At 69.6% G+C, this 23,468-nt stretch carries 19 protein-coding genes; 15 read left to right on the top strand and 4 right to left on the bottom strand.

Features of this window, described 5'->3' with window-relative positions; translation table 11 throughout:
- Window positions 1–7: 7 nt before the first annotated feature.
- From ACZ6O0_RS22315 to ACZ6O0_RS22300, 4 genes are read left to right on the top strand one after another with little or no spacing between them, the layout of a single operon-like run.
- The gene (locus ACZ6O0_RS22315) at window positions 8–793 is read left to right on the top strand and encodes a DUF3050 domain-containing protein (RefSeq protein ID WP_465766877.1); all 786 of its coding nucleotides are present in this window, start codon (window positions 8–10) and stop codon (window positions 791–793) included.
- Window positions 794–795: 2 nt separating this feature from the next.
- Entirely contained in the window at window positions 796–1,746 is a 951-nt protein-coding gene (locus ACZ6O0_RS22310) for a thiamine pyrophosphate-dependent dehydrogenase E1 component subunit alpha (RefSeq protein WP_465766876.1), read from the top strand.
- On the top strand, window positions 1,746–2,720 hold the full coding sequence (locus ACZ6O0_RS22305) for an alpha-ketoacid dehydrogenase subunit beta (protein ID WP_465766875.1): 975 nt from the start codon (window positions 1,746–1,748) through the stop codon (window positions 2,718–2,720). The genes ACZ6O0_RS22310 and ACZ6O0_RS22305 overlap by 1 nt, the downstream gene beginning before the upstream one ends.
- Window positions 2,717–4,045, top strand: a complete 1,329-nt coding sequence (locus ACZ6O0_RS22300; protein ID WP_465766874.1) for a hypothetical protein — start codon at window positions 2,717–2,719, stop codon at window positions 4,043–4,045. The genes ACZ6O0_RS22305 and ACZ6O0_RS22300 overlap by 4 nt, the downstream gene beginning before the upstream one ends.
- Here ACZ6O0_RS22300 and ACZ6O0_RS22295 read toward each other — a convergent pair.
- Genes ACZ6O0_RS22295 through ACZ6O0_RS22285 form a run of 3 tightly spaced genes read right to left on the bottom strand, consistent with a single transcriptional unit; the run spans window position 3,996 to window position 7,425 of the window.
- Entirely contained in the window at window positions 3,996–4,700 is a 705-nt protein-coding gene (locus ACZ6O0_RS22295) for an SGNH/GDSL hydrolase family protein (RefSeq protein ID WP_465766873.1), read from the bottom strand. The two genes, ACZ6O0_RS22300 and ACZ6O0_RS22295, sit on opposite strands and share 50 nt — an antisense overlap.
- Window positions 4,697–5,914 carry an MFS transporter gene (locus tag ACZ6O0_RS22290; RefSeq protein WP_465766872.1) on the bottom strand — a complete coding sequence of 406 codons (1,218 nt, stop codon included), beginning with the start codon at window positions 5,912–5,914 and terminating at the stop codon, window positions 4,697–4,699. The genes ACZ6O0_RS22295 and ACZ6O0_RS22290 overlap by 4 nt, the downstream gene beginning before the upstream one ends.
- Complete coding sequence (locus ACZ6O0_RS22285) at window positions 5,911–7,425, bottom strand: class I adenylate-forming enzyme family protein (protein WP_465766871.1); 1,515 nt, start codon at window positions 7,423–7,425, stop codon at window positions 5,911–5,913. The genes ACZ6O0_RS22290 and ACZ6O0_RS22285 overlap by 4 nt, the downstream gene beginning before the upstream one ends.
- A gap of 307 nt (window positions 7,426–7,732) precedes the next feature.
- On the opposite strand from ACZ6O0_RS22285, the gene ACZ6O0_RS22280 reads away from it, so the two are divergent.
- The 6 genes from ACZ6O0_RS22280 to ACZ6O0_RS22255 all read left to right on the top strand — a co-directional run bounded on the left by ACZ6O0_RS22280 (window position 7,733) and on the right by ACZ6O0_RS22255 (window position 14,743).
- Entirely contained in the window at window positions 7,733–9,016 is a 1,284-nt protein-coding gene (locus ACZ6O0_RS22280) for an SGNH/GDSL hydrolase family protein (RefSeq protein WP_465766870.1), read from the top strand.
- A 5-nt stretch (window positions 9,017–9,021) separates the two neighbouring features.
- Window positions 9,022–10,239 carry a cytochrome P450 gene (locus ACZ6O0_RS22275; RefSeq protein ID WP_465766869.1) on the top strand — a complete coding sequence of 406 codons (1,218 nt, stop codon included), beginning with the start codon at window positions 9,022–9,024 and terminating at the stop codon, window positions 10,237–10,239.
- 4 nt (window positions 10,240–10,243) lie between these two features.
- On the top strand, window positions 10,244–11,170 hold the full coding sequence (locus ACZ6O0_RS22270) for an alpha/beta hydrolase (RefSeq protein ID WP_465766868.1): 927 nt from the start codon (window positions 10,244–10,246) through the stop codon (window positions 11,168–11,170).
- The gene (locus ACZ6O0_RS22265; protein WP_465766867.1) at window positions 11,163–12,239 is read left to right on the top strand and encodes an alpha-hydroxy acid oxidase; all 1,077 of its coding nucleotides are present in this window, start codon (window positions 11,163–11,165) and stop codon (window positions 12,237–12,239) included. The genes ACZ6O0_RS22270 and ACZ6O0_RS22265 overlap by 8 nt, the downstream gene beginning before the upstream one ends.
- Entirely contained in the window at window positions 12,221–13,504 is a 1,284-nt protein-coding gene (locus tag ACZ6O0_RS22260; protein WP_465766866.1) for an aminotransferase-like domain-containing protein, read from the top strand. Before ACZ6O0_RS22265 ends, ACZ6O0_RS22260 begins: the two co-directional genes overlap by 19 nt.
- 66 nt (window positions 13,505–13,570) lie before the next feature.
- Window positions 13,571–14,743, top strand: a complete 1,173-nt coding sequence (locus ACZ6O0_RS22255; RefSeq protein ID WP_465766865.1) for an MFS transporter — start codon at window positions 13,571–13,573, stop codon at window positions 14,741–14,743.
- On the opposite strand, the gene coaA is transcribed toward ACZ6O0_RS22255, so the two are convergent.
- Complete coding sequence (gene coaA, locus ACZ6O0_RS22250; RefSeq protein WP_465766864.1) at window positions 14,724–15,686, bottom strand: type I pantothenate kinase; 963 nt, start codon at window positions 15,684–15,686, stop codon at window positions 14,724–14,726. The genes ACZ6O0_RS22255 and coaA overlap by 20 nt on opposite strands.
- Before the next feature lie 138 nt (window positions 15,687–15,824).
- Between coaA and ACZ6O0_RS22245 the strand changes: the two genes are divergently transcribed.
- From ACZ6O0_RS22245 to ACZ6O0_RS22225, 5 genes are read left to right on the top strand one after another with little or no spacing between them, the layout of a single operon-like run.
- Window positions 15,825–17,675 (top strand): alpha-glucuronidase, encoded by a 1,851-nt coding sequence (locus tag ACZ6O0_RS22245; RefSeq protein WP_465767071.1) that lies wholly within the window; start codon window positions 15,825–15,827, stop codon window positions 17,673–17,675.
- Window positions 17,676–17,706: 31 nt separating this feature from the next.
- On the top strand, window positions 17,707–18,711 hold the full coding sequence (locus tag ACZ6O0_RS22240) for a LacI family DNA-binding transcriptional regulator (protein WP_465766863.1): 1,005 nt from the start codon (window positions 17,707–17,709) through the stop codon (window positions 18,709–18,711).
- A gap of 10 nt (window positions 18,712–18,721) precedes the next feature.
- Window positions 18,722–19,072: a holo-ACP synthase gene (locus ACZ6O0_RS22235; RefSeq protein WP_465766862.1), complete on the top strand. Its 351-nt coding sequence runs from the start codon at window positions 18,722–18,724 to the stop codon at window positions 19,070–19,072.
- A gap of 2 nt (window positions 19,073–19,074) precedes the next feature.
- The gene (locus ACZ6O0_RS22230; protein ID WP_465766861.1) at window positions 19,075–20,472 is read left to right on the top strand and encodes an NAD(P)H-hydrate dehydratase; all 1,398 of its coding nucleotides are present in this window, start codon (window positions 19,075–19,077) and stop codon (window positions 20,470–20,472) included.
- A 56-nt stretch (window positions 20,473–20,528) separates the two neighbouring features.
- Window positions 20,529–23,459, top strand: a complete 2,931-nt coding sequence (locus ACZ6O0_RS22225; protein ID WP_465766860.1) for a PIG-L family deacetylase — start codon at window positions 20,529–20,531, stop codon at window positions 23,457–23,459.
- The last annotated feature ends 9 nt before the right edge of the window (window positions 23,460–23,468 follow it).

The following is a 23,468-nucleotide window of genomic DNA, read 5'->3' as shown; positions in this document are numbered from 1 at the left end:
ACAGGACATGTCACGTTACGACTGGGGTCAGACCCACCCCGGCATCGAGCAGCTGGAGAAGGCCGTCGGCGAGGCCCGCGACAAGGTCGTCCAGCACCCGCTCTACGCCAACCTGGACACGCACGAAGCACTGGTCACGTTCATGGAGTACCACGTGTTCGCGGTCTGGGACTTCATGTCGCTGCTGAAGTCACTGCAGCGTGAACTCACCTGCGTGACCGTGCCGTGGATCCCGACCGCGCACACCGGGAGCCGCCGGCTGATCAACGACATCGTGATGGTCGAGGAGAGCGACGAGCTCGGTGACGGTTTCATCAGCCACTTCGAGCTGTACGTCAACGGGATGGAGGAGGCCGGCGCCGACACGTCCGCCATCTCCCGGCTGATCGACCTGTTGCGGACCGGCGGCTCGGTGGTCGAGTCGTTGCGGGAGGCCGGCGTACCGCAGGCCTCGGTCGACTTCGCCGGGACGACCTGGGACATCATCGAGAAGGCGCCGGTGCACTGCCAGGCGGCCGCGTTCGCGTTCGGCCGGGAGGACCTGATCCCGGACATGTTCACCCAGGTGGTGGCGCTGAACGAGCGGTCGAACAAGCTCAACACCTTCGTCGACTACCTGGAACGGCACATCGAGGTCGACGGCGAGCAGCACACCCCGATGGCGATGCAGATGGTCACCGACCTCTGCGGTGACGACGACGCGAAGTGGCAGGCCTGCGCGGACACGATCAACACCGCGCTCGCCGCCCGCGCCCGGTTGTGGGACGCCATCCTGGCCGAGGTCAAGGGCTGACCATGGGGACAGCCGATCTCTACCGGACCGTGCGGCTGATCCGCCGGTTCGAGGAACGGGCGATCGAGTTCGTGCGGTCCGGGGAGATCGTCGGCGGGATCCATCCGTACGTCGGTCAGGAGGCGATCGCGACCGGGGTCTGTGCGGCGCTGACGGACGCCGACGTGATCACCAGCACGCACCGCGGGCACGGGCACGTGCTCGCCCGCGGGGTGAACCCGGCCCGGCTGTTCGCCGAGCTGATGGGCCGGGAGAGCGGGCTGAACAAAGGCCGCGGCGGATCGATGCACGCGGCCGACTTCGGTCTCGGCATCCTTGGCGCGAACGCGATCGTCGGCGCGGCCGGATCGATCGCGACCGGTGCGGCCTGGGCGCTGCGGCAGCGTGGTCGTGACTCGGTCGCGGTCACGTTCTTCGGCGACGGAGCGATGAACGAGGGCATGCTGCTGGAGGCGTTCAACCTGGCCGCGCTCTGGCGGGTGCCGGTGCTCTTCGTCTGCGAGAACAACGGTTACGCGACCACGATGCCGGTGTCGTCGGCAGTCGCGGGCAGTATCACCGGTCGCGCGCAGGCCTTCGGGATCCCCGCCTTCACCGTCGACGGCCAGGATCCCGAAAAGGTGCTGGCGGCAACGGAATCGGCCGTCGCGCGGGCCCGGGCCGGGAAGGGGCCGACGTTCCTGGAGTGCACGACGTACCGCTTCGACGCGCACCACACCTTCGAGCATCGCGCCCGGCTCGACTACCGGTCGACCGACGAGCTCGCCGAGGGACGGTCCCGGGATCCGGTGCAGATCCAAGGTGCACGACTGAGCGTCGAGGATCGGGCCGCTGTCGATGCCGAGATCGAGGCTCTGCTCGACACGGCGGCCGGCATCGCGTTGGGCAGCGCTCACCCGGATCCGGCCGCCGCACTCGAGTACTTGTACGCCTCGCCGGAGGTCATGCGCTGATGCCGAAACTCTCCTATTTGAAGGCACTCAACCGCGCTCTGGGTGATTCGCTGGCCGAGGATCCGGACGTGTTCCTGCTGGGCGAGGACATCCGGGTCGCCGCGTCCAACCTGACCGCCGGGCTGTTCGCCCGGTTCGGCCCGGATCGGGTGCTCGACACCCCGCTGTCGGAGCAGGCGTTCACCAATTTCGCGACCGGTGCCGCGCTCGCCGGGATGCGCCCGGTGATCGAGTTCCAGATCCCGTCGTTGCTCTTCCTGGTCTTCGAGCAGATCGCCAACCAGGCACACAAGTTCTCGCTGATGACCGGCGGTCAGTGCAAGGTCCCGGTCACGTACGTCGTCCCCGGCTCGGGCTCGCGGACCGGCTGGGCGGGCCAGCACTCCGACCACCCCTACGCCCTGTTCGCTCACGTCGGCGTGAAGACCGTCGTCCCCGCGACTCCGGCCGATGCCTACGGGCTACTGGTGTCGGCGATCCGGGACGATGATCCAGTCGTCGTGTTCGCGCCGTCCGGTGCGCTCGGGGTCCGTGACGACGTCGACTTCAGCAGCTTGGCGCCGGTCCCCCTCGGCGTCGGCCGGATCGCGCGGCCCGGCAGCGATGTCACGGTCGTTGCCCTCGGCCACCTGGTCCTGGACGCCCTGGCGGCCGCCGACGAGCTGGCCGGTCGCGGCATCTCGGTCGAGGTCTTCGACCCGCGGACCGTCTACCCGCTCGATCTCCCGGGCTTGGCCGCATCGGTCGCCAGGACCCGCCGGCTGGTGGTGATCGACGACTCCAACCACACCAGCGGATTCGCCGCGGAGGTCCTCGCGGTCGCCGCCGAACGCTTCGACCTCGACGCGGCTCCGCGCCGGGTGACCCGCCCGGACGGAGCCGTCCTCCCCTTCGCTCTCGCCCTCGATCGAGCCGTCCAACCCGGCCGTGACCAACTGGTCACCGCGATTCACGCCCTACTGGAGGAACAATGACCGATCTGTGGCCCCAGTTGTCCGAGGCAACTCGTTCGGCGCTGCTTGCTCGTGGGAGTGAGGCGTGGCAGCAGGTGTACGACGGGGTTGCCACGCACAACAAGCAGTGGCGGCCGTTGCGGCCGCCGATCATGGCGGGTGACACCTACCGGTTGCTGACCGACATCTCGGCGACCGTTGCGCGGTTGATCCTGGCAGCGTGTTGGCGGCGGGCAACTACGGCGGGGGAGTTGCGACGGGCGCTCAGGATGCCGGTTGGTGCGATCGACCTGCTCGACGAGGAGCTGCCGCTGACCGAGGAGCTGATCGGCGGCGTACGTGCGGACATCCTGCTCGCCGGCGGGACGCCGTACGTGGTCGAGGCCAACATCGACAGCGCGCTGGGTGGTGCTCACGACTCTGATGGGGTCGCGCGGCGGTTCCTCGCGGCGTACGCCGGTGATCCGGTGCTGGACGAGGTCGGGCTGACGACGCCGCCGTCCGCGGTCGACGCACGGTACGAGGCGGTGCGGACGGCGCTGCGGCTGAGCGGGAAGGACCGGCTGGCCATGGTCTTCACCACCGGCGGGACCTATCCGGGCTCGCAGGACGGGCTGGCGATGATCAAGCTGCTCGAGCCGTTCAGCGAGCGCGGACGTGAGCTCGGTCTGGACATGCGCGTGTACCCGGTCGAGTGGCTGACGCTGGACGACGCCGGCCGGCTGTGCGTCGACGACGGGCCTATCGACGCCGTACTGCGGATGTTCGTCCCGCAAGGCACGACACCGAGCGACGGTCTCCAGGCCCTGCACACTGCCGTCCGGACGGACAAGGTGCGCATGTTCACGCAGACGGCCAGTTGGCTGCTGGCCAGCAAGGCGATCTTCGCCTGGCTCTGGGACGACCTGGCCGAGCTGTCGCCGGAGGACGCCGGGATCGTCCGCCGGCATGTCCCACGCACGGAGGTGCTGTCCGCCGAACGCCGCAGCCGGGCGATCAGCAACCAGAACCTCCTGGTGCTGAAGCCGTCCGGCTCGTACGGCGGTGTCGGCGTCGTCGTCGGCCCGGAGGTCTCGGCGCACGCGTGGGCGGCCGCGCTCGACGCGGCGATCGCCGAGGGCGGCTACATCCTGCAGTCGTACGTCGCGGTCGACCGGCTGACGATGCAGTTCGTCGAGATCGCCACCGGCGAGACCCAGGAAGCCGCCGTACCGTTCTGCATCGCGCCATACCTCTTCGGCGGAACCCCGTCCGGCGCCTACCTCCGCTTCACCGTCCCCGGTGCCGGCCCGGTCGTCAACGTGGGGCAGGGGGCGCTGACGAGCGGTCTGCTGCTGGTCCCTTGAGCCATCGACCGAGGGCTCGGAGGGTTTCGGCGGTCGCGATGGCGTCGCTGCGGGCGTTGCCGTGGCGGCCGTCGGAGCTGTAGAGCCCCGGGTCGGTGGACAGCGGATGGTCGGTCAGGTGCACGTGGATCGTGCCGAGCTTGTCCGCGAGTACGGCGGTCCGGTCCGAGAGGGTCCGCATTCGTTGCCGGAGGCCCGGTCTGAGCCACTCGGCGACGGCCGGGCTGGAGGAGATGTCGAACATGCCCAGGGTCATCACGACCGCGCCGGCGTCCTGCAGGGTGGTGATCATCAGCGTGAGTTCGCGATCGACCCGGTCGGCGTCGTACGTGGCCGGGAAGGCGTCGTTGCCACCGCCGACCACCAGGGCGAGATCGGGGCCGAAGACCAGCGCGGGCTCGAGCTGCGTCGACAGGATCTCCCGCGTCCGCAGTCCGCTGACACCGAGATTGAGATACGCGAGATCTGGGCGTACGGCGCGCAGCTCGGACGCGATGCGATCCGCCCACTGCAGCTCGCTGTAGCCGTCGACCGGTTCGCACAACCCCTCCGCGACACTGTCGCCGAGCACGACGAACCGCCGCCAGGGGTGATCGGCGAGCAGCTCGTGGCTCTCGCCGGGCCGGAGACAGTAGGGGTCCGTGTCCTCGTTCATGAGACCTCCACCGGTTCTGGGCTGTCGAGAACCTTGCCGGGTCCGCGCCGGATCAGCGGGTAGCTGCTGACCAGCAGACAGGCGATTCCGGATCCGATCAGCGCCGGAGTCAGCCCGAAGGCACTCACCAGCTCGCCGGCCAGCAGCGCGCCGAGCGGCAGCCCGGCGAACGAGGTTGCCGCGACCAGCCCGATCACCCGCGCCTGCAGGTGCTTCGGGACGTGCTCGTAGAGCGCCGCGCCGAAGACGGGGTTGATCGCGGCGATGCCGATGCCGGACAGGAACGTCACCACCATGACCAGGGCCAGGTTGTCGCTCAGACCGAGCACGAGCAGCCGCGGGCTGCCACCGACGAAGGCCCCGATGGCGAAGGTCAGGTAGCGCGGGACCTTGGTGGCGAGGACGGCGAAGGCGATGCTGCCGAGCAGGGCACCGGCCGAGAACGCGCCGAGGGTCAGGCCGAGGCCGGCCGGTGATCCGAGTTCGTCGGCGACCCAGACCGGGATGAAGACCGCCGTACTCGCGCTGGCGAAGATGTTGATGGTGAACGTCGTGATGAGCATCGTCGCGAGCAGCTCGTCCCGCCGGACGAAGGAGAAGCCCTCGGCCAGCGAGCGGAAGTACTTGCCGCGCTGCGTCTCGGCCGCGATCCGCGGTGGGTGCACGAATGCCGAGACGAGGACCCCGCAGATCGCGAACGTCGCCGCGTCGATCCACAGCACCGACGCCGCGTCGGTCCAGTAGATCAGCAGGCCGGCCAGTGGTGCGCCGAGCAGGGTCGCACCCCGGGCGAAGGCCTCGTGGAGCGAAGTGATCCGGATGAGTTCGACCTCGGCCGCCTCGGCCATCGGCCGGACGAGCAGATCCTTGGACCGGTCGGCGGCACCGCGTAACGCACCCGCGACGGCGACGAGCGCGAGCAGCGCGCCGAACCCGAGGCCGGTGGTCGCCGCGATCGCCGCCACCGCGATCGCGCTGGTCAGGTTGGCGAGCACCGACGTACGCCGGGGGCCGAGAGCGTCGATCACCGGCCCGGCCATGATGCTGGCGATGATGTACGGCACCATCTCGACCGCCGCCACCAGGCCCATCCGTGCCGCGCTCCCCGTGGTGACCAGCACCAGCCACGGAATCGCCACCATCGAGATCCGGCTGCCGACCGCGGACAGCACGTCCGCGACGAACAGGATCACCAGTCCGCGTCTGGGCGTCATGACTGCGGGTGCAGTTCCGCGTAGAGCTTGCGGAGGGCAACCTTGTCCACCTTGGCGATCCGGGTCAGCGGCAGTTCGTCCACGAAGTCGATCGCCGCGGGAGCCCACATCTCGTTGAGCGTGTCCGTCACCAACTCCCGCAGCTCCTCGGCCGGCACCGGCGAGCGCGTCACGACGAAAGCGTGGACTGCCTCGCCGACGACAGGATCGGGTACGCCGATGACCGCGGCCGTCCGCACCGCCGGGTGACTCGCCAGGACGTCCTCGATCGGCCGGCAGAAGATCGCCCAGTTGCGCCGCGTCGTGACGATCATGTCGTGCACCCGATCCACCAGGAACAGGTACCCGTCGTTGTCCAGATACCCGAGATCCCGGGTCCGCAGCCAGCCGTCCACCAGCGTTTCGGCGGTGAGCTCGGGCTTGCCCAGGTACCCGGCGAAGGTGAGCTTGCTCTGCACCCACACCTCCCCGGTCCGCCCCGGCGCGAGCACCTTCCCGTCGTCGTCGCGGATCTCCAGCCGCACATCGCCGTACGCCGTCCCCGCGGACGCGAGTCGCTCGGGATGGGCAGGGTCCTCGGTCAAGCCGGGTTGCGCTGTGACGACGACCGCCTCGCTCAACCCGTAGACGATCCGCAGCACCGGACCGAACCGCGCGATCCCCTGCCGCAGTCGTGCAGGGGTCGCCGGACCGGCCCCGACGTTCAGCATGAACAGACTGCTGCAGTCGACATCCTCGCCACCGGGGTGATCGAGAACCTCGTAGAGCATCGGCGGTGTGACGTACGTCGACGTGATCCGCTCGGTCGAGACGACCTGGTAGAACTCCTCCGGCGACCAGGTGTCGGTCAGGAACAGCACGCCGCCGGTGAACAGGTTGAAGAAGCTCGTGATCTGCCCACTCGCCAGCCACAGCGGCGAACCCGAGTAGTGCCGCAGCAGCGGGAACCCGTTGGCCACAAAGGCATCCGCCAGCTCGAGGATCTGCTCGTAGAACGCCTGCGTGTGATGGACCAGCTTCGGGTCACCGGTCGTGCCACTCGTCTGCAGCACCGAGTCCGGCGCCGGCGTCGCCACGATCTCGTACGGCGCTCCGTCGGTGAAGAGCTCCGCCATCGTGTAGACGGGCATCGGCGCCAGTGACTGAGCGAGCTCGCGGCCGAGCTCAGTCGTCTGGTCGTACACGAAAGCATCCGCGTCGGCCAGCGCGGCGAAGCGATCGATCTCCCGGCGGGACGTGATCGGCGCACTCCACAGCACACGGCAGCCGTGCAGATGCAGGGCGAGCTGCAGCGCCGGGGCGTCGAAGCAGTTCGCCGCCATCACGAGCACCTTGCCACCCGGCCGGATGCCCGCGTCGCGGAGCCCGGCGGCGATCCGCAGCACGTCGGCGATCAGTTCGCCGTACGTCGCTTTTCGGTCGCCGCGGACCAGCGCGAGCCGGTCGGAGAACTGCTCGAACAAGGCGAATACCCGCGGCACGTAATTGGGCATGACGAATTCAGGCGGCATTTCAGTCTCCATGAATAGGGCAACTGCCCTCGGCACCGGCCACCCCCAGCCGTCAGCGCGACTCTACTGGATGCGACGATCGCTGACCAGAGCCTGGAAAGCGCTCACGGCAGGCGTGCCGTCGCGCTCCGCAGTCGGTCGGTCACACCCTCGCGCAGGTGAAGGAATACCCCTGCGAAACGGGGCCGGATACCCCTCGCTAACCGTTGCCCGGTGAATTTCGGAAATGCAATTGCTGTGCATTGACCGGATTCCTTTCGGCGTATTACGTTCCGTCCGCCATCCGATTCCGCCAGGAGGTCCGTCCATGCACGTTTCGAGCAGTTGGCGCACGGTCGCGGTGACCGCCGCACTGACCCTGGCCGGCTCCGGCCTGGCCGGAGCGAGTTACAGCTCCGGCCATCACGACGACGAGTGGGTGGGCACCTGGGCGACCGCGGTCACCCACGGCAACGCCACCGGTTCGACGAACCTCGGCCTGACCGACCAGAGCGTCCGGCTGGTGGTCCGGCCGACCGTCGGCGGCGACAAGATCCGGATCCGGCTGTCGAACATCTACGGCGAGAAGACCGTCACGGTCGGCGCGGCAACGGTTGCCAAGCCCAACAAGTCGACACCGGAGCTGTCCGACGTCGACCCGAACACCCTGCGGACGTTGACGTTCAACGGCTCGGGCACGGCGACGATGGTCAAGGGCAGCGAGTTGCTGAGCGACCCGGTGAACCTGAAGCTCGGCAGTCTCGACGACCTCGTCGTCAGCCTGTACTTCCCGGAGAACACCGGCCCGACCACGTTCCACGGCTCGTCGATCCAGGACAACTTCGTCGGCCCGTCGAACCTGGTCACCCAGCCCGGCGGCGCGGCGTACACGCTGACCCGGCGCTGCTGCTTCTTCTTCCTGTCCGGCGTGGACGTGCAGACGGACGAGTCGGACGGCTCGATCGTCGTGCTCGGCGACTCGATCACCGACGGCACCAACAGCACGCCGAACGCCAACAACCGCTGGCCCGACCAGCTCGCCGAGCGACTCGCCGCCGCGGCCGGGCACAAGTCGTTCCCGAGTGTGCTGAACGCGGGCCTGGCCGGCAGCCGGCTGAACCACGAAGGCACCGAGCCGTCCGACAACGGCGCGTTCCCCGGCTTCAACGAGGTCGGCGTGAACTCGCTGGCCCGGCTGAACGAGGACGTGTTCGCGCAGACCGGCGTCCGGACGGTCATCACCGAGCTCGGCATCAACGACATCTGGATGTCCGACGACTCGGCGGCCGAGATCATCGGCGCGCTCCGGCAGGTCAACGCCCAGGCGAAGGAGCGCGGACTGCGCAGCCTGGTCACCACGATCACGCCGTTCGAGGGACTCGGTGGCACGGACAGCTGGACGCCGGCCAAGGAGGCCACCCGGCAGGCGGTGAACAGCTACCTGCGGTCGAGCCACGAGTTCGACGGTGTGCTCGACTTCGACAAGGTGCTGCGCGACCCGGCCGCGCCGTCGAAGCTGCAGGCGGCGCTGGACTCGGGTGACCACATCCACCCGAACGACGCGGGCTACCAGGCGATGGCTGCTTCCATCCCGCTGAGCCTGGTGCGCTGATCGGTATGCCTGCACGGAGTGCGAACGAGATTCTCGCCGCCCTCGGCTCCGAGCAGGGCCGCCGCGATCCGATGCCGCTCTTCGCCGAGCTGCATCGGATCGGCCCGGTCTGCCGGCTCGCTCCCGGGAGTTCGCCGTACGCCGTCGTCGTGAACGGGTACGACGCCGCCCAGGAGGCCCTGAAGGACACGCGGTTCCACCGGTTGCTGTCGGCGGACCCGAACCCGAAGGAGCCGGTGCTGCGCCGGCTCGGCGGATCGATGATGTTCCGCAACGAGCCGGATCATCTGCGGATGCGCAAGGTGTTGCAGGCGGTCCTGACACCGCGCCGGCTGACCGGGTTCGAGCCGGTGGTGGAGGCTTTGGCCGCCGAACTGCTGGACGATCTGGGCAAGACCGGGGTGGACGGTCAGGTGATCGACTTCGTCGACTTCGCGTACCGGTTGCCGATCACGGTGATCGGGACGTTCCTGGGCATCCCGCGCTCGGACCTCGGCTGGTTCCGCGACCGGACCCAGCGGATCGACGAGTACCTCGACCTCGGCGGCAAGGCACCGGAGAAGCTCGCGGCCGCCAACCAGGCGGCCGAGGAGCTCAACGACTACTACGCCCGGATGATCGCCGAGCGCCGGATCCGTCCCCGCGACGACCTGGTCGGATCCCTCGTGCACGCGCTTGATTCAGGGACGTCGGGGATCGACGAGCAGGAGCTGATCGACAACCTCCTCGTGCTGGTCAACGCCAGCTTCGTGACCACGATGAACCTGCTCACCAACGGACTCGAGTTGCTGATGGCCGATCCGCCGCTGGTCGAGGCGCTGATCGACGATCCCGGGCTGGCCGCGGACTACGTCGAGGAGATCCTCCGGCACCAGAGCTCGGTCCAGCTGATCAGCCGGAAGACCTCGGTCGATCTCGAGCTGGCCGGTGAGCCGATCAGCGCGGGCAGTCTCGTCCTCATCCTGCCCGGCGCGGCGAACCGCGATCCGGCCAAACATGAGGACGCCGACAGTTTCGATCCTGCACGTGACGACCTCCAGCATCTGTCCTTCGGCGCCGGACCGTTCTACTGTGTCGGCGCTGCGCTTGCCCGGATGGAAGGCCGGGCCGCTTTCGGTCAGCTGTTCCGGAGATTCCCGGACCTGCGGCTTGTGGGGGAGCCGGTGCGCAGCCACAGCTTGCTGTTGCGTGGGCACCAGTCCATGCCGATCCGATTGAGGTGAATCGATGCCGTTGGACCCGCAGGTCGAGGCGATGCGCGCCGAGCGCGAGGCGAACCAGGTGCCGCAGCTCTACACCCAGACGCTGGCCGAGGCCAGAGCCGCCGACCTCGCAGCGATCCAGGCCGCGGGGGGTGAGGTCGAGCCCGTTCACCACGTCGAGGACCTCAGCACCGACGGCGGCATACCGCTGCGGGTCTACCGGCCCGACCTGACCGGGCCGTTGCCGACGCTGGTCTACTTCTTCGGCGGCGGCTGGACGCTGGGCAGTATCGAGACCGCCGACGGCATCAGCCGCAAGCTGGCGAATGCCGTTCCCTGCCAGGTGATCACGGTCGGCTATCGGCTGGCGCCCGAGCACCCGTTCCCGGCGGCGGTGCACGACTGCCACGACGCGACCAAGTGGATCGCGGCCAACGCCGGCAAGCTGCGGGTCGATCCCCAGCGGTTGGCCGTCGGTGGTGACAGTGCAGGCGGCAACCTCGCCGCCGTGACGACTTTGATTGCCCGTAGCAACGGTCCGGCGCTGGCCGGTCAGCTGCTCGTCTACCCGAACACCCGCTACGCCTCGGACACCATCTCGATGCGGAAGGGCGACGACCCGTACCTGTTCAACAAGACCTCGGTCAACTGGTACTGGAACCACTACCTGGCCGACCCCGGCGACGGGCTCGACCCGCTCGCGTCGCCGCTGCTGGCCGAGTCGCACGCGGATCTCCCGCCGGCGTTGGTGATCACGGCGGAGTTCGACCCGCTCCGCGACGAGGGCGAGTTCTACGCCGAGAAGCTGCACGCCGCCGACGTCCCGACCACGCTGAGCCGGTACGACGGCATGGTGCACGGCTTCTTCGCGATGTCCGGCATCCTCGACGGCGGCAAGCAGGCGATGGCCGAAGCGTCCGCGTGGTTGAGCGGGATCTTCTCGGATGGCTGAATCCCTGGCCGATTACGAACGCCTGGCCGCAGGGAGGCTTCCCCAGCACATCTACGACTTCGTTGCCGGCGGCAGCGGTTCCGAGACCACGGTGCGCCGCAACCGCGCCGCCCTCGACGCGATCTCGCTGACGCCCCGGGTGCTCGCCGGCATCTCCGAGCCCGAGACGTCCTGTGCACTCCTCGGCAACGCGGTCAGCATGCCGGTCGCGGTGGCCCCGATGGCGTACCAGCGGCTCCTGCACCCCGACGGTGAGTTGCTGCTCGCGAGCGCGGCCGCCAAGGCCGGAATCCCTTATGTCATCAGCACCCTGAGCAGCTACCCGCTGGAGAAGATCGCCGCCGTCGCGCCCTCGTGGTTCCAGCTGTACTGGTTGCGGGACCGCGGTCTGGTCCGGTCACTCGTGGACCGCGCGGCCGCGGCGGGATGCACCGCGTTGATGGTGACCGTCGACGTGCCGGTGATGGGTCGCCGGCTGCGTGATGTCCGGAACTCCTTCGCGCTGCCGCCGGACGTGGTCGCGGCCAATATTGTCGACATGGTGACAGAGGCACATACTGCCGTGCCCGGGCTGTCGGCGGTCGCGGCACACACGGCGTCCGCGTTCGACCCGGCGGTCAGCTGGTCCGACCTGGAGTGGCTCCGAAGGTCGACCGAGCTTCCGCTGGTGGTGAAGGGGATTCTCGACCCCCGGGATGCGCAGCGGGCCGTCGAGCTGGGCGCCGACGGCGTGGTGGTGTCGAACCACGGTGGCCGCCAGCTGGACGGCGCTCCGGCCTCGATCGACGCGCTCGGGCCGGTGGTTGATGCCATCGGTAAGCACTGCACAGTGCTGCTGGATGGTGGTGTACGTGGCGGCACCGACGTTCTGAAGGCGGTCGCGCTCGGGGCGTCCGGCGTACTGGTCGGGCGGCCGTTGCTGTGGGCACTGGCTGTGGAAGCTGCGGACGAAGCGCTGGCTCTGCTGCGGCAGGAGCTGCGCGACGCGATGCTGCTGGCGGGCTGCGAGGACCTGGCCGCGGTGGCGCGGTTGACCACGGGGAGGACGGCATGGCAGATCTCGAGCTGACCGAGTTGCACGGTTCGCTGACCGACCGGGCACTGACCTCGATGAACTTCCTCAACGAGGTCTCACACCACTACCCGGAAGCGATCTCGCTCGCCGCCGGCCGTCCGACCGAGGAGTTCTTCGCGCTCGAGGACCTGCACCGCTACCTGGATCTGTTCGCCGATCAGCTGCGGTCCCGGGGGTACGACGAGCCGGCGGTGCGGCGGACGATCTTCCAGTACGGCCGGACCAAGGGCATCGTCCACGAACTGGTCGCCCGCAATCTCGCGGTCGACGAGGGCATCCACGTCGACCCCGAAGCGATCGTCGTCACGGTCGGCTGCCAGGAGGCGATGGTCCTCACCCTGCGCGCTCTCCGGGCCGCCGCGGACGACGTACTGCTGGCGATCTCACCGTCGTACGTCGGGATCACCGGGGCGGCCCGGCTCGTCGATCTCCCCGTCCTGCCAGTGGCCGGCGGCGCCGACGGCGTCGACCTCGACGACCTCGCCGCGGTGGTCAAGGCGGCCCGGGCCGACGGCCTGCGGCCACGGGCGTGCTACCTGGTGCCGGACTTCGCGAACCCGTCCGGCCTCAGCCTGGACGTGGATCTGCGGCGACGGCTGCTCGAGACCGCGGCCCACCTGGACCTCCTGCTGATCGAGGACAACCCGTACGGGCTGTTCCCGGCCGAAGGCGTCGACCGGATGCCGACACTGAAGGCGCTCGACACCGAGCGCCGCGTCGTCTACCTCGGCTCGTTCGCCAAGACCGGCCTGCCCGGTGCGCGGGTCGGGTACGTCGTCGCCGACCAGACCGTCGCGGCACCGGACGGGACGACCGGACTGCTCGCCGACGAACTGTCGAAGCTCAAGAGCATGCTCACCGTCAACACCTCGCCGGTCGCGCAGGCCGTGGTCGGCGGCAAGCTGCTCGCGTACGACTACAGCCTGGTCGCCGCGAACCAGCGCGAACGCGAGGTGTACGCCGCCAACCTCCGCGCGATCACCGACGGCCTGGCCGCCCGGTTCCCCGGTGGCGAGATCACCTGGACGGTGCCGTCCGGCGGGTTCTTCGTCGTCGTCACGGTGCCGTTCCCGGTCGACGACGTACTGCTGGAGAAATCGGCCCACGAGTACGGCGTGCTCTGGACCCCGATGAGTCACTTCTACGACGGCGACGCCCCGATCCACGCGCTGCGCCTGTCGTGCAGCGCGGTCACGCCGGCCCAGATCGACGCCGCGCTGAACCGGCTCGCCGCCCTCATCGCCGACCAGCTGCCGTAACTGGTCCTCTCGACGGGGCCGGAACTGGATCTGTAGGGCATACCGGTCCGCTCCTACCGTCGAAGCATGACCACCGCATGCGAGATCCCCACAGTCGAGATCGCTCCTGTCGAGCGTCTGGTGACCGGCCGTTTCGGGCGGCTGCTGGTGATGGTGTTCGGGTCCGGGCTGAGCATGTATCTGCTCACCTCGGTGGTCCCGCTCTACCTGGCCGCCAACGGCTCCGGCGGGATCGGGGCCGGGCTGTCGACCGGCGCGATGATGCTGTCCGCCGTCGGCGTCGAGCTGCTGGTGCCGCGGATGCTGGCCCGCTGGGGCTACCAGGTCGTTCTCGGCCTCGGGCTGATCCTGCTCGGCGCACCCTCGCTGGTCCTGCTGGCCACTGCGTCGCTGCCGGTGGTCCTCGCCGTCTGCGTCGTCCGCGGCGCCGGCCTGGCGATCCTGGTCGTCGGCGCGGTCGCCCTGGTCGCGGAGATCACCCCGGCCCGTCGGCGCGGTGAGGCGCTGGGCGTCTACGGGCTCGCCGTCGGCGTCCCCGCGGTGATCGGCCTCCCGCTCGGCGTCTACCTGATCAACCTGGTCGGCTTCGGAGTCCTGTTCGTGCTGGCCGCGTTCACCTCCCTCGCCGGGCTCGTCACTCTGGTCGGTCTGCCCGCACGGGTCAGCGCCGAAGAGCAGCACGTGAACGTCCTCGGTGGTGTGCGACGGAGTGGTCTCCTGATGCCGACACTGGTCTTCGCCGCGGTGACTGTCGCGGCCGGGATCAGCGTCACCTTCCTGCCCCTCGCGGTTGCCGGGGACAAGCATTCGCTGATCGCGACCGCGCTGCTCCTGCAGGCCGCGGCTGCTCCGGGCGCCCGCTGGCTGGCGGGCCGGTACGGCGATCGCGTCGGCCCGGCGAAGCTGCTGGCGCCGGCGTTGGTCCTGGCCGCGCTGGGGGCCGGCTCGCTGGTGCTCATCGGCAACGGTCTCGTCATCCTGATCGGCTCGACGCTCTTCGGCATCGGCTTCGGTGCCGCACAGAACCTGACATTGACCATGATGTACAACCGGGTCCCGACGGCACGCTACGGTCAGGTCAGCGCGCTCTGGAACCTTGCGTACGACGGCGGCTGGGGGATGGGAGCCATCGTGTTCGGACTGATGGTGTCGGGCGTCGGGTTCGCGGTCGGGTTCGCGATCACCGCGGTGGTTGTCGCGGTGGCCGTCGTACCGGCTCTCAGAGCTTCCGCAGCCTGACCCAGCGGACGGCGTGGTCGGGGCCCTTGCGGAGCACGAGGGTGGCGCGGGAGCGGGTGGGGAGGATGTTCTCGCGCAGGTTGGGGCCGTTGATGCCGTCCCAGAGCGACTCCGCCTTCTTGACCGCTTCCTCCCGGCTCAGCTCGCCGTACCGGACGAAGTAGGACTCCGGGTTGCGGAACGCCGTCTCCCACAGCTTGAGGAAGCGGTGCACGTACCAGGACCGGATGTCGTCGGCGGCCGCGTCGACGTACACGGAGAAGTCGAAGAAGTCGCTGACCGCGAGACCGCTCTTGCCGTCGGCGTGCCGGGGTGCTGGCTGCAGGACGTTCAGGCCCTCGAGCAGCAGGATGTCGGGCTGCTCGACGGTCGTCCGGACGCCGTTCATCCGGTCGTAGTGCAAGTGGGAGTAGACCGGCGCCTCGACCGCGTCCATGCCGGACTTCACCTCGACCACGAAGCGCAGCAGCGACTTGCGGTCGTACGACTCCGGGAAGCCCTTGCGCATCATCAGGCTGCGGCGCTCGAGCTCGGCGTTCGGCCAGAGGAAGCCGTCGGTGGTGACGAGCGCGACCCGCGGGTGCTCGGGCCAGCGGGCCAGCAGCTCGCGCAGCAGCCGGGCGGTCGTGGACTTGCCGACGGCAACCGAACCGCCGATGCCGATCACGAACGGGGTCCGGGTGGCGGCCGGTTTGCCGAGGAAGCTCTCGGTGTCGGCGTGCAGCGCGCGGGCGTGCCGCACGTACAGCGACAGGATCCGCGACAGCGGCAGGTAGACCTCGCGGACCTCGTCCATGTCGATCTCGTCCCCGAGGCCGCGCAGCCGCTCGATCTCCTCCGCCGTCAGCGGGGACACGGTGGTCTCGGCCAGTTGCGCCCAGGCGGCACGGTCGAGCTCGGTGTAGGGAGTCACCTCCCGCGACGGCTGCAGCATGAGCCCCATTCTTCCCATCCTGCCGCGGTGCACCCACACCGGGCGGGCGTGGCCTTCGTCTCAACGGTGGCCGGATCGGGCCGGGCCGAAACTTTCGAGGCCGCGACAGGCGGTGGTGACCCGGATCCGGTGCAAGGATCCGGCGTGATGTTCGACCCCGGCTGGCTCGGTACCCAGCGGTTGCCCGAGGTGACCGTGCACGCCTCGGGGGCGCTGGCCCAGACGATCCGGGCCGAGCTCCGGCAGACCCGCCGGATCCGCCAGGACGTGGAGGTCGCGCTCTGCGTCCTGGACCGGGTGCGGGAATCGCCGTTGTGGCAGGAGGTCGAGTCGGCGCTGCCGCCGGACGGCCTGGGCACCGAGGGCTTCGTGGTGGTGCGACGAGGCAACCAACTGGTCGTCGCCGCCGAGGGCGGCCACGGGTTGCTGTACGGGTACTTCTACCTGCTCCGGTACTACGAGTGGATGACCACCGACTTCACCGTCGTCGAGCGGCCGGGCGTGCCGATCCGGATGCTGGCCCACTGGGACGACCTGGCGGGTTCGGTCGAGCGCGGGTACTCAGGTGGATCGATATTCTTCCGCGAAGGCCGGGTGGTCGCCGACCTGACCCGAGTGCGTGCGTACGCGCGGTTGCTGGCCTCGATCGGGATCAACGCGGTCGCGTTCGCGGAGACGCGGTTGGTCACCGACCATCTCCCCGACGTCGCCAGGCTGGCGGCGGTGTTCCGCGAGTTCGGGATCTCGGTGAGCTTGGCGGTCGACTTCACCGATGCGCCGGACGATCGGGCGGCGCGGTCGTGGTCGGCCGCGGTCAGCCGGTTGTACGACGCTGTCCCCGACCTGGGCGGGTTGGTGGTGACGGCGGACTCCGACCGGCCGGACGGCGCGAACCTGCTCGCCCGGGCGCTGGCGCCGTACGGCGGGGCCGTCTACTGGCGGTGCGCCGGGTCCGAGGGCCGGCAGGACTGGCGGGACCGGCGGACGGATCGCGCGCGGGCGGCGTACGACCACTTCATCCCGCTGGACGGGCGGTTCGAGGAGAACGTCGTACTGCAGGTGAAGCACGGGCCGCTGGACTTCCAGGCGCGTGAGGCGGTGTCGCCGTTGCTGGGGGAGTTGCAGGAGACCGCGTTCGCGGTGGAGTTGCAGGTGACGCAGGAGTACACCGGGCAGCAGCGGGACCTGTGTTACCTCGGGCCGTGGTGGCGGGAGATCCTGCAGTTCGACACCACCGGAACCGGTGGCCCGATCGTTGCCGACCTCGCCGATGCGGTCGTTGGTATCTCCAACATCGGTGACGACACGAACTGGACCGGGCACAAGCTTGCCCAGAGCAACCTTTACGCCTTCGGCCGGCTGGCCTGGGATCCGGCCGCCGACCCGGTCAGCCTGCTGCACGAGTGGGCGGCGGCGACCTTCGCGATGGATGACCGGACCCGGGGTGAGTTGGTGTCGATCATGGCCGACTCGTGGCGCACGTACGAGCGGTACACCGCGCCGCTCGGGGTCGGGTTCATGGTCACGCCGGAGACGCACTACGGGCCGAACGTGAACGGGTACGAGTTCTCGGCGCGCGGCACGTACCACTTCGCCGACCGCTACGGCGTCGGAGTCGACCGCACGGTCGCGACCGGCTCCGGTTTCACCGCGCAGTACCCCGAGCCGCTCGCGAGCCGCTACGAGGACGCGTACACCTGCCCCGACGAACTCCTGCTCTTCTTCCACCACGTCCCGTACGACCACGTCCTGCAGAGCGGCCGCACGGTCCTGCAACATATCTACGACACCCACTTCCAGGGGTACGACGAAGTCGCGGCGATGCTGAGCCGCTGGACGGCCGTCGCCGACCGCTTCGAGCCGGCGACGCGGGAGAACATCACCTCCCGGCTGGAGGCGCAACTCGCCAACGCCGGCGCCTGGCGGGATCAGGTGAACACGTACTTCTACCGGCTCAGCGGTATCCCGGACGCGGAGGGCCGCATGATCCACCGGTAGGCTGGCCGAAAGTTTCGGCACTGGAGGTCGGGTGGCTCAGCGGATCACGATCGCGAAAATTGCGGAGCAGGCCGGCGTCTCCGTGCCCACCGTCTCCAAGGTGCTGAACGGCCGGGCCGACGTCGCCGAACAGACCCGGGCCAAGGTCGAGAGCATCATCCAGGAGCACGGCTACCGGCGCCGCACCGCGAGTACGGCGAGCAGCCCGATGGTCGACCTGGTGTTCCCCGAGCTGAGTGGCGAGTGGGCGATCCAGCTGATCCGCGGGGTCGAGGGCGTGCTCCGCGCCGAGGGCGTCGAGCTGGTGCTGTCCGAGTGCGGCGACGCCCGCCGGCCGCGGCAGGAGTGGATCGAGTCCGTCCTGAACCGGCGCCCGCTCGGCGTGATCATGGTGTTCTCCGACCTGGACCCTGACCAGCGGGCGCAGCTGGAGGCGCGGCGGATCCCGTTCGTCGTGGTCGACCCGATCGGTGACGAGGGCGACGACGTACCGTCCATCGGCTCGGCGAACTGGAACGGCGGGCGGATGGCGACCCTGCATCTGCTCAAGCTCGGCCACACCCGGATCGGGATGATCGGCGGCCCGGTCGAGACGCTCTGCTCGCGGATGCGGGTCGGTGGATACCAGGACGCACTGCGGTCGACCGGGGTCGCGGTCGATCCGGAGCTGATCCGCGCCGGCGACTTCGGGGTCGGCAGCGGTTATGCCGAAGCCGTCGCGCTCCTTCGGTCGCCCAACCGGCCGACCGCGATCTTCGCGGGCAGCGACATGCAGGCCCTCGGCGTCTACCAGGCCGCCCGCGAGCTCGGCCTCGAGATCCCGCGGGACCTCTCGGTGGTCGGGTACGACGACCTCCCGGTGGCCCAGTGGGTGAGTCCGACCCTGACCACCGTCCACCAGCCGCTCCGCCGGATGGCCGAAATGGCGACCCGCCTGGTCCTCGACCTGGCCCGCGGCGTCACGCCCGCGGCGCTCCGGATGGACCTGGCCGTGGAGATGCGAGTCCGCCGATCGACAGCCGGGCCTGCGAGCTAGGCTGGCCCGCATGATCGTCGGCGTGGGCATCGATGTGGTCGACGTGGAACGGTTCATGAAGACGCTCGAACGCACGCCGGGTTTGCGGGATCGGGTGTTCACACCGGTCGAGGCGCTCAAGCCGCCGGCGTCCCTGGCCGCCCGCTTCGCCGCGAAGGAAGCCCTGGCCAAAGCCTTGGGTGCGCCGGCCGGCATGCACTGGCACGACGCCGAGGTCCAGACCGACGAGACCGGCCGGCCGTGGCTGGAGATCACCGGCACGGTCGCCGCCCAGGCGTCGCGGCTCGGGGTCCAGAGCCTGCACCTGTCGCTGAGTCACGACGCCGGTATCGCATCCGCAGTGGTCATCCTGGAGGGCTGAGCATGCGCCGCGCGCACACCGTCGAACAGGTCCGGGCCGCCGAGGCCGAGCTGATGGCACGGCTCCCGGAAGGCACCCTGATGCAGCGCGCGGCCACCGGCCTCGCGGTTGCCATCGGCAACTTTCTCGGTTCCACGTACGGCGCCCGCGTCGTCCTGTTGATCGGCTCCGGCGACAACGGCGGCGACGCCCTGTACGCCGGTGCCCGGCTCGCGCGCCGCGGTGCCCGGGTGACCGCCGTACTGCTCTCCTCGAAGGCGCACGCCGAAGGGCTGGCGGCGCTGCGGGCAGCCGGCGGACGCGTCGGCTCGACCGGCGACATCGCGGCGGCCGACGTCGTGGTCGACGGCATCGTCGGCATCGGCGGACGCCCCGGTCTCCGTCCCGACGCGCTCGAGGCGGTCGGGTTGGCCGAGCAGTACGGCGTACCGATCATCGCCGTCGACACGCCCTCCGGCGTCGACGTCGACTCCGGCGAGACCCCCGAGCCGCACGTCCGCGCCGCACTCACCGTCACCTTCGGCACCCACAAGATCTGCCACTTCATCGACCCGGCCGCCACCGCGTCCGGCCCGGTCCACCTCGTCGACATCGGCCTCGACGTACCGCCCGCCCCCGTCGAGTCCCTCCAGGCCGCCGACGTCCGCAGGCTCTATCCCGTCCCGCACGGCGAGTCCGACAAGTACTCCCGCGGCGTCCTCGGCCTGATGGTCGGCTCGGCCCAGTACCCGGGCGCCGCCGTCATCGCGACGGCCGGTGCACTCGGCGGCCCGGTCGGCATGATCCGGTACGTCGGTTCCGGCGCGGTCGCCGCCGAGGTCCGGGCCGCCCACCCGGAGATCGTGGCCGGCGAAGGCCGGGTGCAGGCCTGGACCATCGGGTCCGGCATGGGCGACGACCTGGATGTCCCGCGCATCCGCGATCTGCTCGACGCGGAAGAACCGGTGGTCCTCGACGCGGACGGACTGAAGGCGCTCGACGACTCCGGCGACCACATCGACGTCCTCGCGACACCCCACGCCGGTGAGCTCGCCCGGCTCCTCGGTGTCGACCGTGCGACCGTCGAAGCCGCCCGGCTCGAGCACGCCCGGCTCGCCGCCGAACGCTTCGACGCGACCATCCTGCTCAAGGGCGCCACCACCGTCATCGCCACCCCCGACGGCCACGTCCGGGTCAACACGAACGCCACTCCCTGGCTGGCGACCGCCGGCGCCGGCGATGTCCTGGCCGGCCTCTGCGGCGCCCTGCTCGCGGCCGGTCTGACGCCACTCGACGCTGCTTCCGTCGGCGCCTACCTGCACGCCGCCGCGGCCAACCTGGCGTCGTCGAACGCACCGGTGACGGCCCTGGCGGTCGCGGCCGCTCTGCCGGACGCCACGCGATATCTGTTGCGCGGTTGAGTGTGCGGACGTAGGACTGAATCTGCTAGTGCCTCCACCGCCTTTGGAGCGTGCACGTGAAGCGATTCGTGGGGTTCGTCGTACTTGTCCTGCTGGCCGTTCTGCCCGTGCCGGCCCAAGCGAAGCCGACCCAGTATGTGGCTGATCGGCAGACCAAGATCGACGTGATGGGCGAGTGGGCCCATCCGGACGACGACACGAGCATCATCGGCCCGTGCGGCGTCTGGCATCAGCTGTACGGCGTGAAGTGCGGCGTCATCCAGGTCACCCGGGGTGAGGGTGGCGGGAACGCGGCCGGGAACGAGCTCGGGCCGGACCTCGGCCTGCGGCGGGAGAACGAGGACCGGGTCGCGCACTACCGGTCCGGAACCGTCGACATCTTCAACCTGGACCGCATCGACTTCTTCTACAACCAGAGCGCGCCGCTGACGCAGTACTTCTGGGACGAGGAGGAGACGCTGCGCCGGGTGACGCGGGTGATCCGCGAGACCCAGCCGGAGATCTACATCGGGTTCACCCCGACCCTCGCGGCCGGGCACGGCAACCACCAGCAGGCCGGCCGGCTGATCTGGGAAGGCGTCCTCGCGGCCGCCGACCCGACCCGCTTCCCCGAGCAGCTGAAGGGGCCGCACGCGCTCAGCACCTGGCAGGTGAAGAAGGTCTTCTCCGGCGGCAGTACGGCCGGGACCGGTGGTACGACGTCCGCCGCGAACTGCACCACAGGCTTCACCCCGACCGGTCTCGACACCGTCGCGGGCGTGTGGACCGGCTACAACTCGCCGTACACCTGGCCGGCCGGGAACCTGCAGGGACAGCCGGCCGGGACCCCGAAGATCTGGCAGCAGATCGCGGACGAGGGCCGGGCGGCGTACCCGACGCAGAGCCGGGTGATGTTCAAGGGGACGTCCGTTCCGGCGTGCTCGCGGTTCGGCATGACGGAGTCGTTCGTACCGTTCCAGCCGAACAGCAGTCCGCAGGGCGGCCTCGACGACGCGATCCTGTTCGGTGCGACCAAACCCGATCCCGGCGGGCTGCCGCTGGGGACGTTGGAGTACCTGACGTTCTCGCGGTTCTACAACGTCGCCGGCGAGCCGTTCCAGGCGACCGTGCACCTCCGCGGAAACCTTGCCAAGGGCAACGTTGCGCTGACCGTTCCGGCCGGCTGGTCGACCGACGGGCCGAAGCCGGTCAAGGCAGGTTCGCGCGCCGATGTCACCTTCACCGTCACACCGTCGGCCACCGCGGCCGTCGACCAGAACGCGAAGATCTCCGCGCTCTACAGCACGAAGCACGCGACCGGCTACACCGACAACGTCGTCCGCGTCGTGTCGGCCGCCGAGGGCCGGTTCCAGCGCTGGGGCAACTGGGCCGAGTACGACCAGTGGCTGCAGAACACCGCACCGCAGGCCAACCGCCTCGGCCGCTCGCAGGCGATCCAGTCGATGGGGATCGGCCGGACGATCGACGTACCCGTCGTGGTGCACAACTGGTCGGCGGAGGAACAGAGCGGCGCGGTGTCGCTGGATCTCCCGGCGAACTTCACCGTGGACGCGGCCTCGAAACCGTACGACCTGCAGCCGGGGGCCGACGCCACGGTCACCTTCAAACTCACCAACACCGACACCACGCTGCCGGCCCAGCAGAACGTCTCGATCCCGATCCGGACCGCGACCGGCAGCGAGATCCTGACCCTCACGCTGGTCCCGACGACGGTGATCCCGCAGGCGACACCGGTCGTCGACGGCAAGGCGGACCCGGGGGAGTACCCGGGCCCGACGCTCGACCTCGGCCGGATCTGGCAGGGCGCGGCGACCTGCACGGGCGTCGACGACTGCGGCGTTTCGGCAACAGGCCAAGGCAGTACGGCGAAGGTGAGCTGGTCCGACGACGCCCTGTACTTCTTCATCCACGTGCGCGACGACTACCAGTCGTACGCCGTGACTCCGGCCGAATGTGTCGGCCACTGGCAGGCCGACTCCGTCGAGATCCTGCTCGACCCGCGCGGCACCGCGTCCCAGGCGCTGATGGACACCGCGAACACGTTCAAGCTCGGCATCTTCCCGTTCAGCCAGAGCGGTGGCCCGTGCTGGGAGCGTGACGCCGACAACCACCAGGGCTACTCCAGCGGTGCGCTCGACACCGGCAACGCGCCGGGCGTCCAGGTCGCCTCGACCGCGCAGTGGGTCGGCAGCAACGAGACCACGGTCCCGCACGCGTACGCGGGCGGCGGCTACGACCTCGAGGTGAAGATCCCGCTGGCCGACCTCCCCGCCGCCGTCGACCCGACCCGGCTGGGCCTCAACATCACGCCGTACGACAACGACGACACGTCGGCCGCGGGTACGACGACGTTGCGGCACATCGACATGAGTACGCGACTCGGTTGGTCGGCGCTCGGATCGGTGCAGTCCGACCCGTACCGCTGGGGTCTGGCCACCCTCCCGGGTTACACACCACCCGCGGGACGTCCGACCGTGCCGGCACCGCCGAACGTCTCCAACCCGAACCTGAACGGAGCCCTGTCACCCCAGACCATTGCTCAATCCGCGCGCAACGGCGTACCGATCTCCGGCCGCGTCCCCACGAGCGACCTGAAGATCCAGTCCGTCGCTCTCCGCGGCAGCAGCGTCGACATCGTCACCAACTCCCGTGGCTCCGGCACCGCCCGCGCCTTCCTCACCACCGGTGAGCTCGGCGCGATCCCGGTCTGGACAACCACCTGTACGCCGGCCGCGGACCCGCCACCCGACTACGGCCTGACGCCATGTGCCCTCACGGACGGTGCGACGCCGCCCTGGTCGCCGGACATGAGTGGTCACCTGGTCAAGCAGGACAACCGGCAAGTCACCCGAGGTGTTCAGCACTGGTCGATCCCGCTGACCACCGCCCAACGCACCCAGCTCCAGACCAACGGTCATCTGCTGGTGTCCTACGAAACCCCGCAGAACGAGGTCCAGGCGTTCGACGTCCGGCTCAGCGAGCGGTAGTTCAGCGGG

This window comes from Kribbella sp. NPDC048837 (genome assembly GCF_055586945.1).
The sequence above is the reverse complement of the archived record's forward strand: the minus strand, read 5'-3'. Positions and strand labels throughout refer to the sequence as shown.

Coding starts and splice junctions, on each gene's coding strand:
- ACZ6O0_RS22315 (WP_465766877.1), top strand. CDS start 8: ATGTCACGTTACGACTGGGGTCAGACCCACCCCGGCATCGAGCAGCTG.
- ACZ6O0_RS22310 (WP_465766876.1), top strand. CDS start 796: ATGGGGACAGCCGATCTCTACCGGACCGTGCGGCTGATCCGCCGGTTC.
- ACZ6O0_RS22305 (WP_465766875.1), top strand. CDS start 1,746: ATGCCGAAACTCTCCTATTTGAAGGCACTCAACCGCGCTCTGGGTGAT.
- ACZ6O0_RS22300 (WP_465766874.1), top strand. CDS start 2,717: ATGACCGATCTGTGGCCCCAGTTGTCCGAGGCAACTCGTTCGGCGCTG.
- ACZ6O0_RS22295 (WP_465766873.1), bottom strand. CDS start 4,700: ATGAACGAGGACACGGACCCCTACTGTCTCCGGCCCGGCGAGAGCCAC.
- ACZ6O0_RS22290 (WP_465766872.1), bottom strand. CDS start 5,914: ATGACGCCCAGACGCGGACTGGTGATCCTGTTCGTCGCGGACGTGCTG.
- ACZ6O0_RS22285 (WP_465766871.1), bottom strand. CDS start 7,425: ATGCCGCCTGAATTCGTCATGCCCAATTACGTGCCGCGGGTATTCGCC.
- ACZ6O0_RS22280 (WP_465766870.1), top strand. CDS start 7,733: ATGCACGTTTCGAGCAGTTGGCGCACGGTCGCGGTGACCGCCGCACTG.
- ACZ6O0_RS22275 (WP_465766869.1), top strand. CDS start 9,022: ATGCCTGCACGGAGTGCGAACGAGATTCTCGCCGCCCTCGGCTCCGAG.
- ACZ6O0_RS22270 (WP_465766868.1), top strand. CDS start 10,244: ATGCCGTTGGACCCGCAGGTCGAGGCGATGCGCGCCGAGCGCGAGGCG.
- ACZ6O0_RS22265 (WP_465766867.1), top strand. CDS start 11,163: ATGGCTGAATCCCTGGCCGATTACGAACGCCTGGCCGCAGGGAGGCTT.
- ACZ6O0_RS22260 (WP_465766866.1), top strand. CDS start 12,221: ATGGCAGATCTCGAGCTGACCGAGTTGCACGGTTCGCTGACCGACCGG.
- ACZ6O0_RS22255 (WP_465766865.1), top strand. CDS start 13,571: ATGACCACCGCATGCGAGATCCCCACAGTCGAGATCGCTCCTGTCGAG.
- coaA (WP_465766864.1), bottom strand. CDS start 15,686: ATGGGGCTCATGCTGCAGCCGTCGCGGGAGGTGACTCCCTACACCGAG.
- ACZ6O0_RS22245 (WP_465767071.1), top strand. CDS start 15,825: ATGTTCGACCCCGGCTGGCTCGGTACCCAGCGGTTGCCCGAGGTGACC.
- ACZ6O0_RS22235 (WP_465766862.1), top strand. CDS start 18,722: ATGATCGTCGGCGTGGGCATCGATGTGGTCGACGTGGAACGGTTCATG.
- ACZ6O0_RS22230 (WP_465766861.1), top strand. CDS start 19,075: ATGCGCCGCGCGCACACCGTCGAACAGGTCCGGGCCGCCGAGGCCGAG.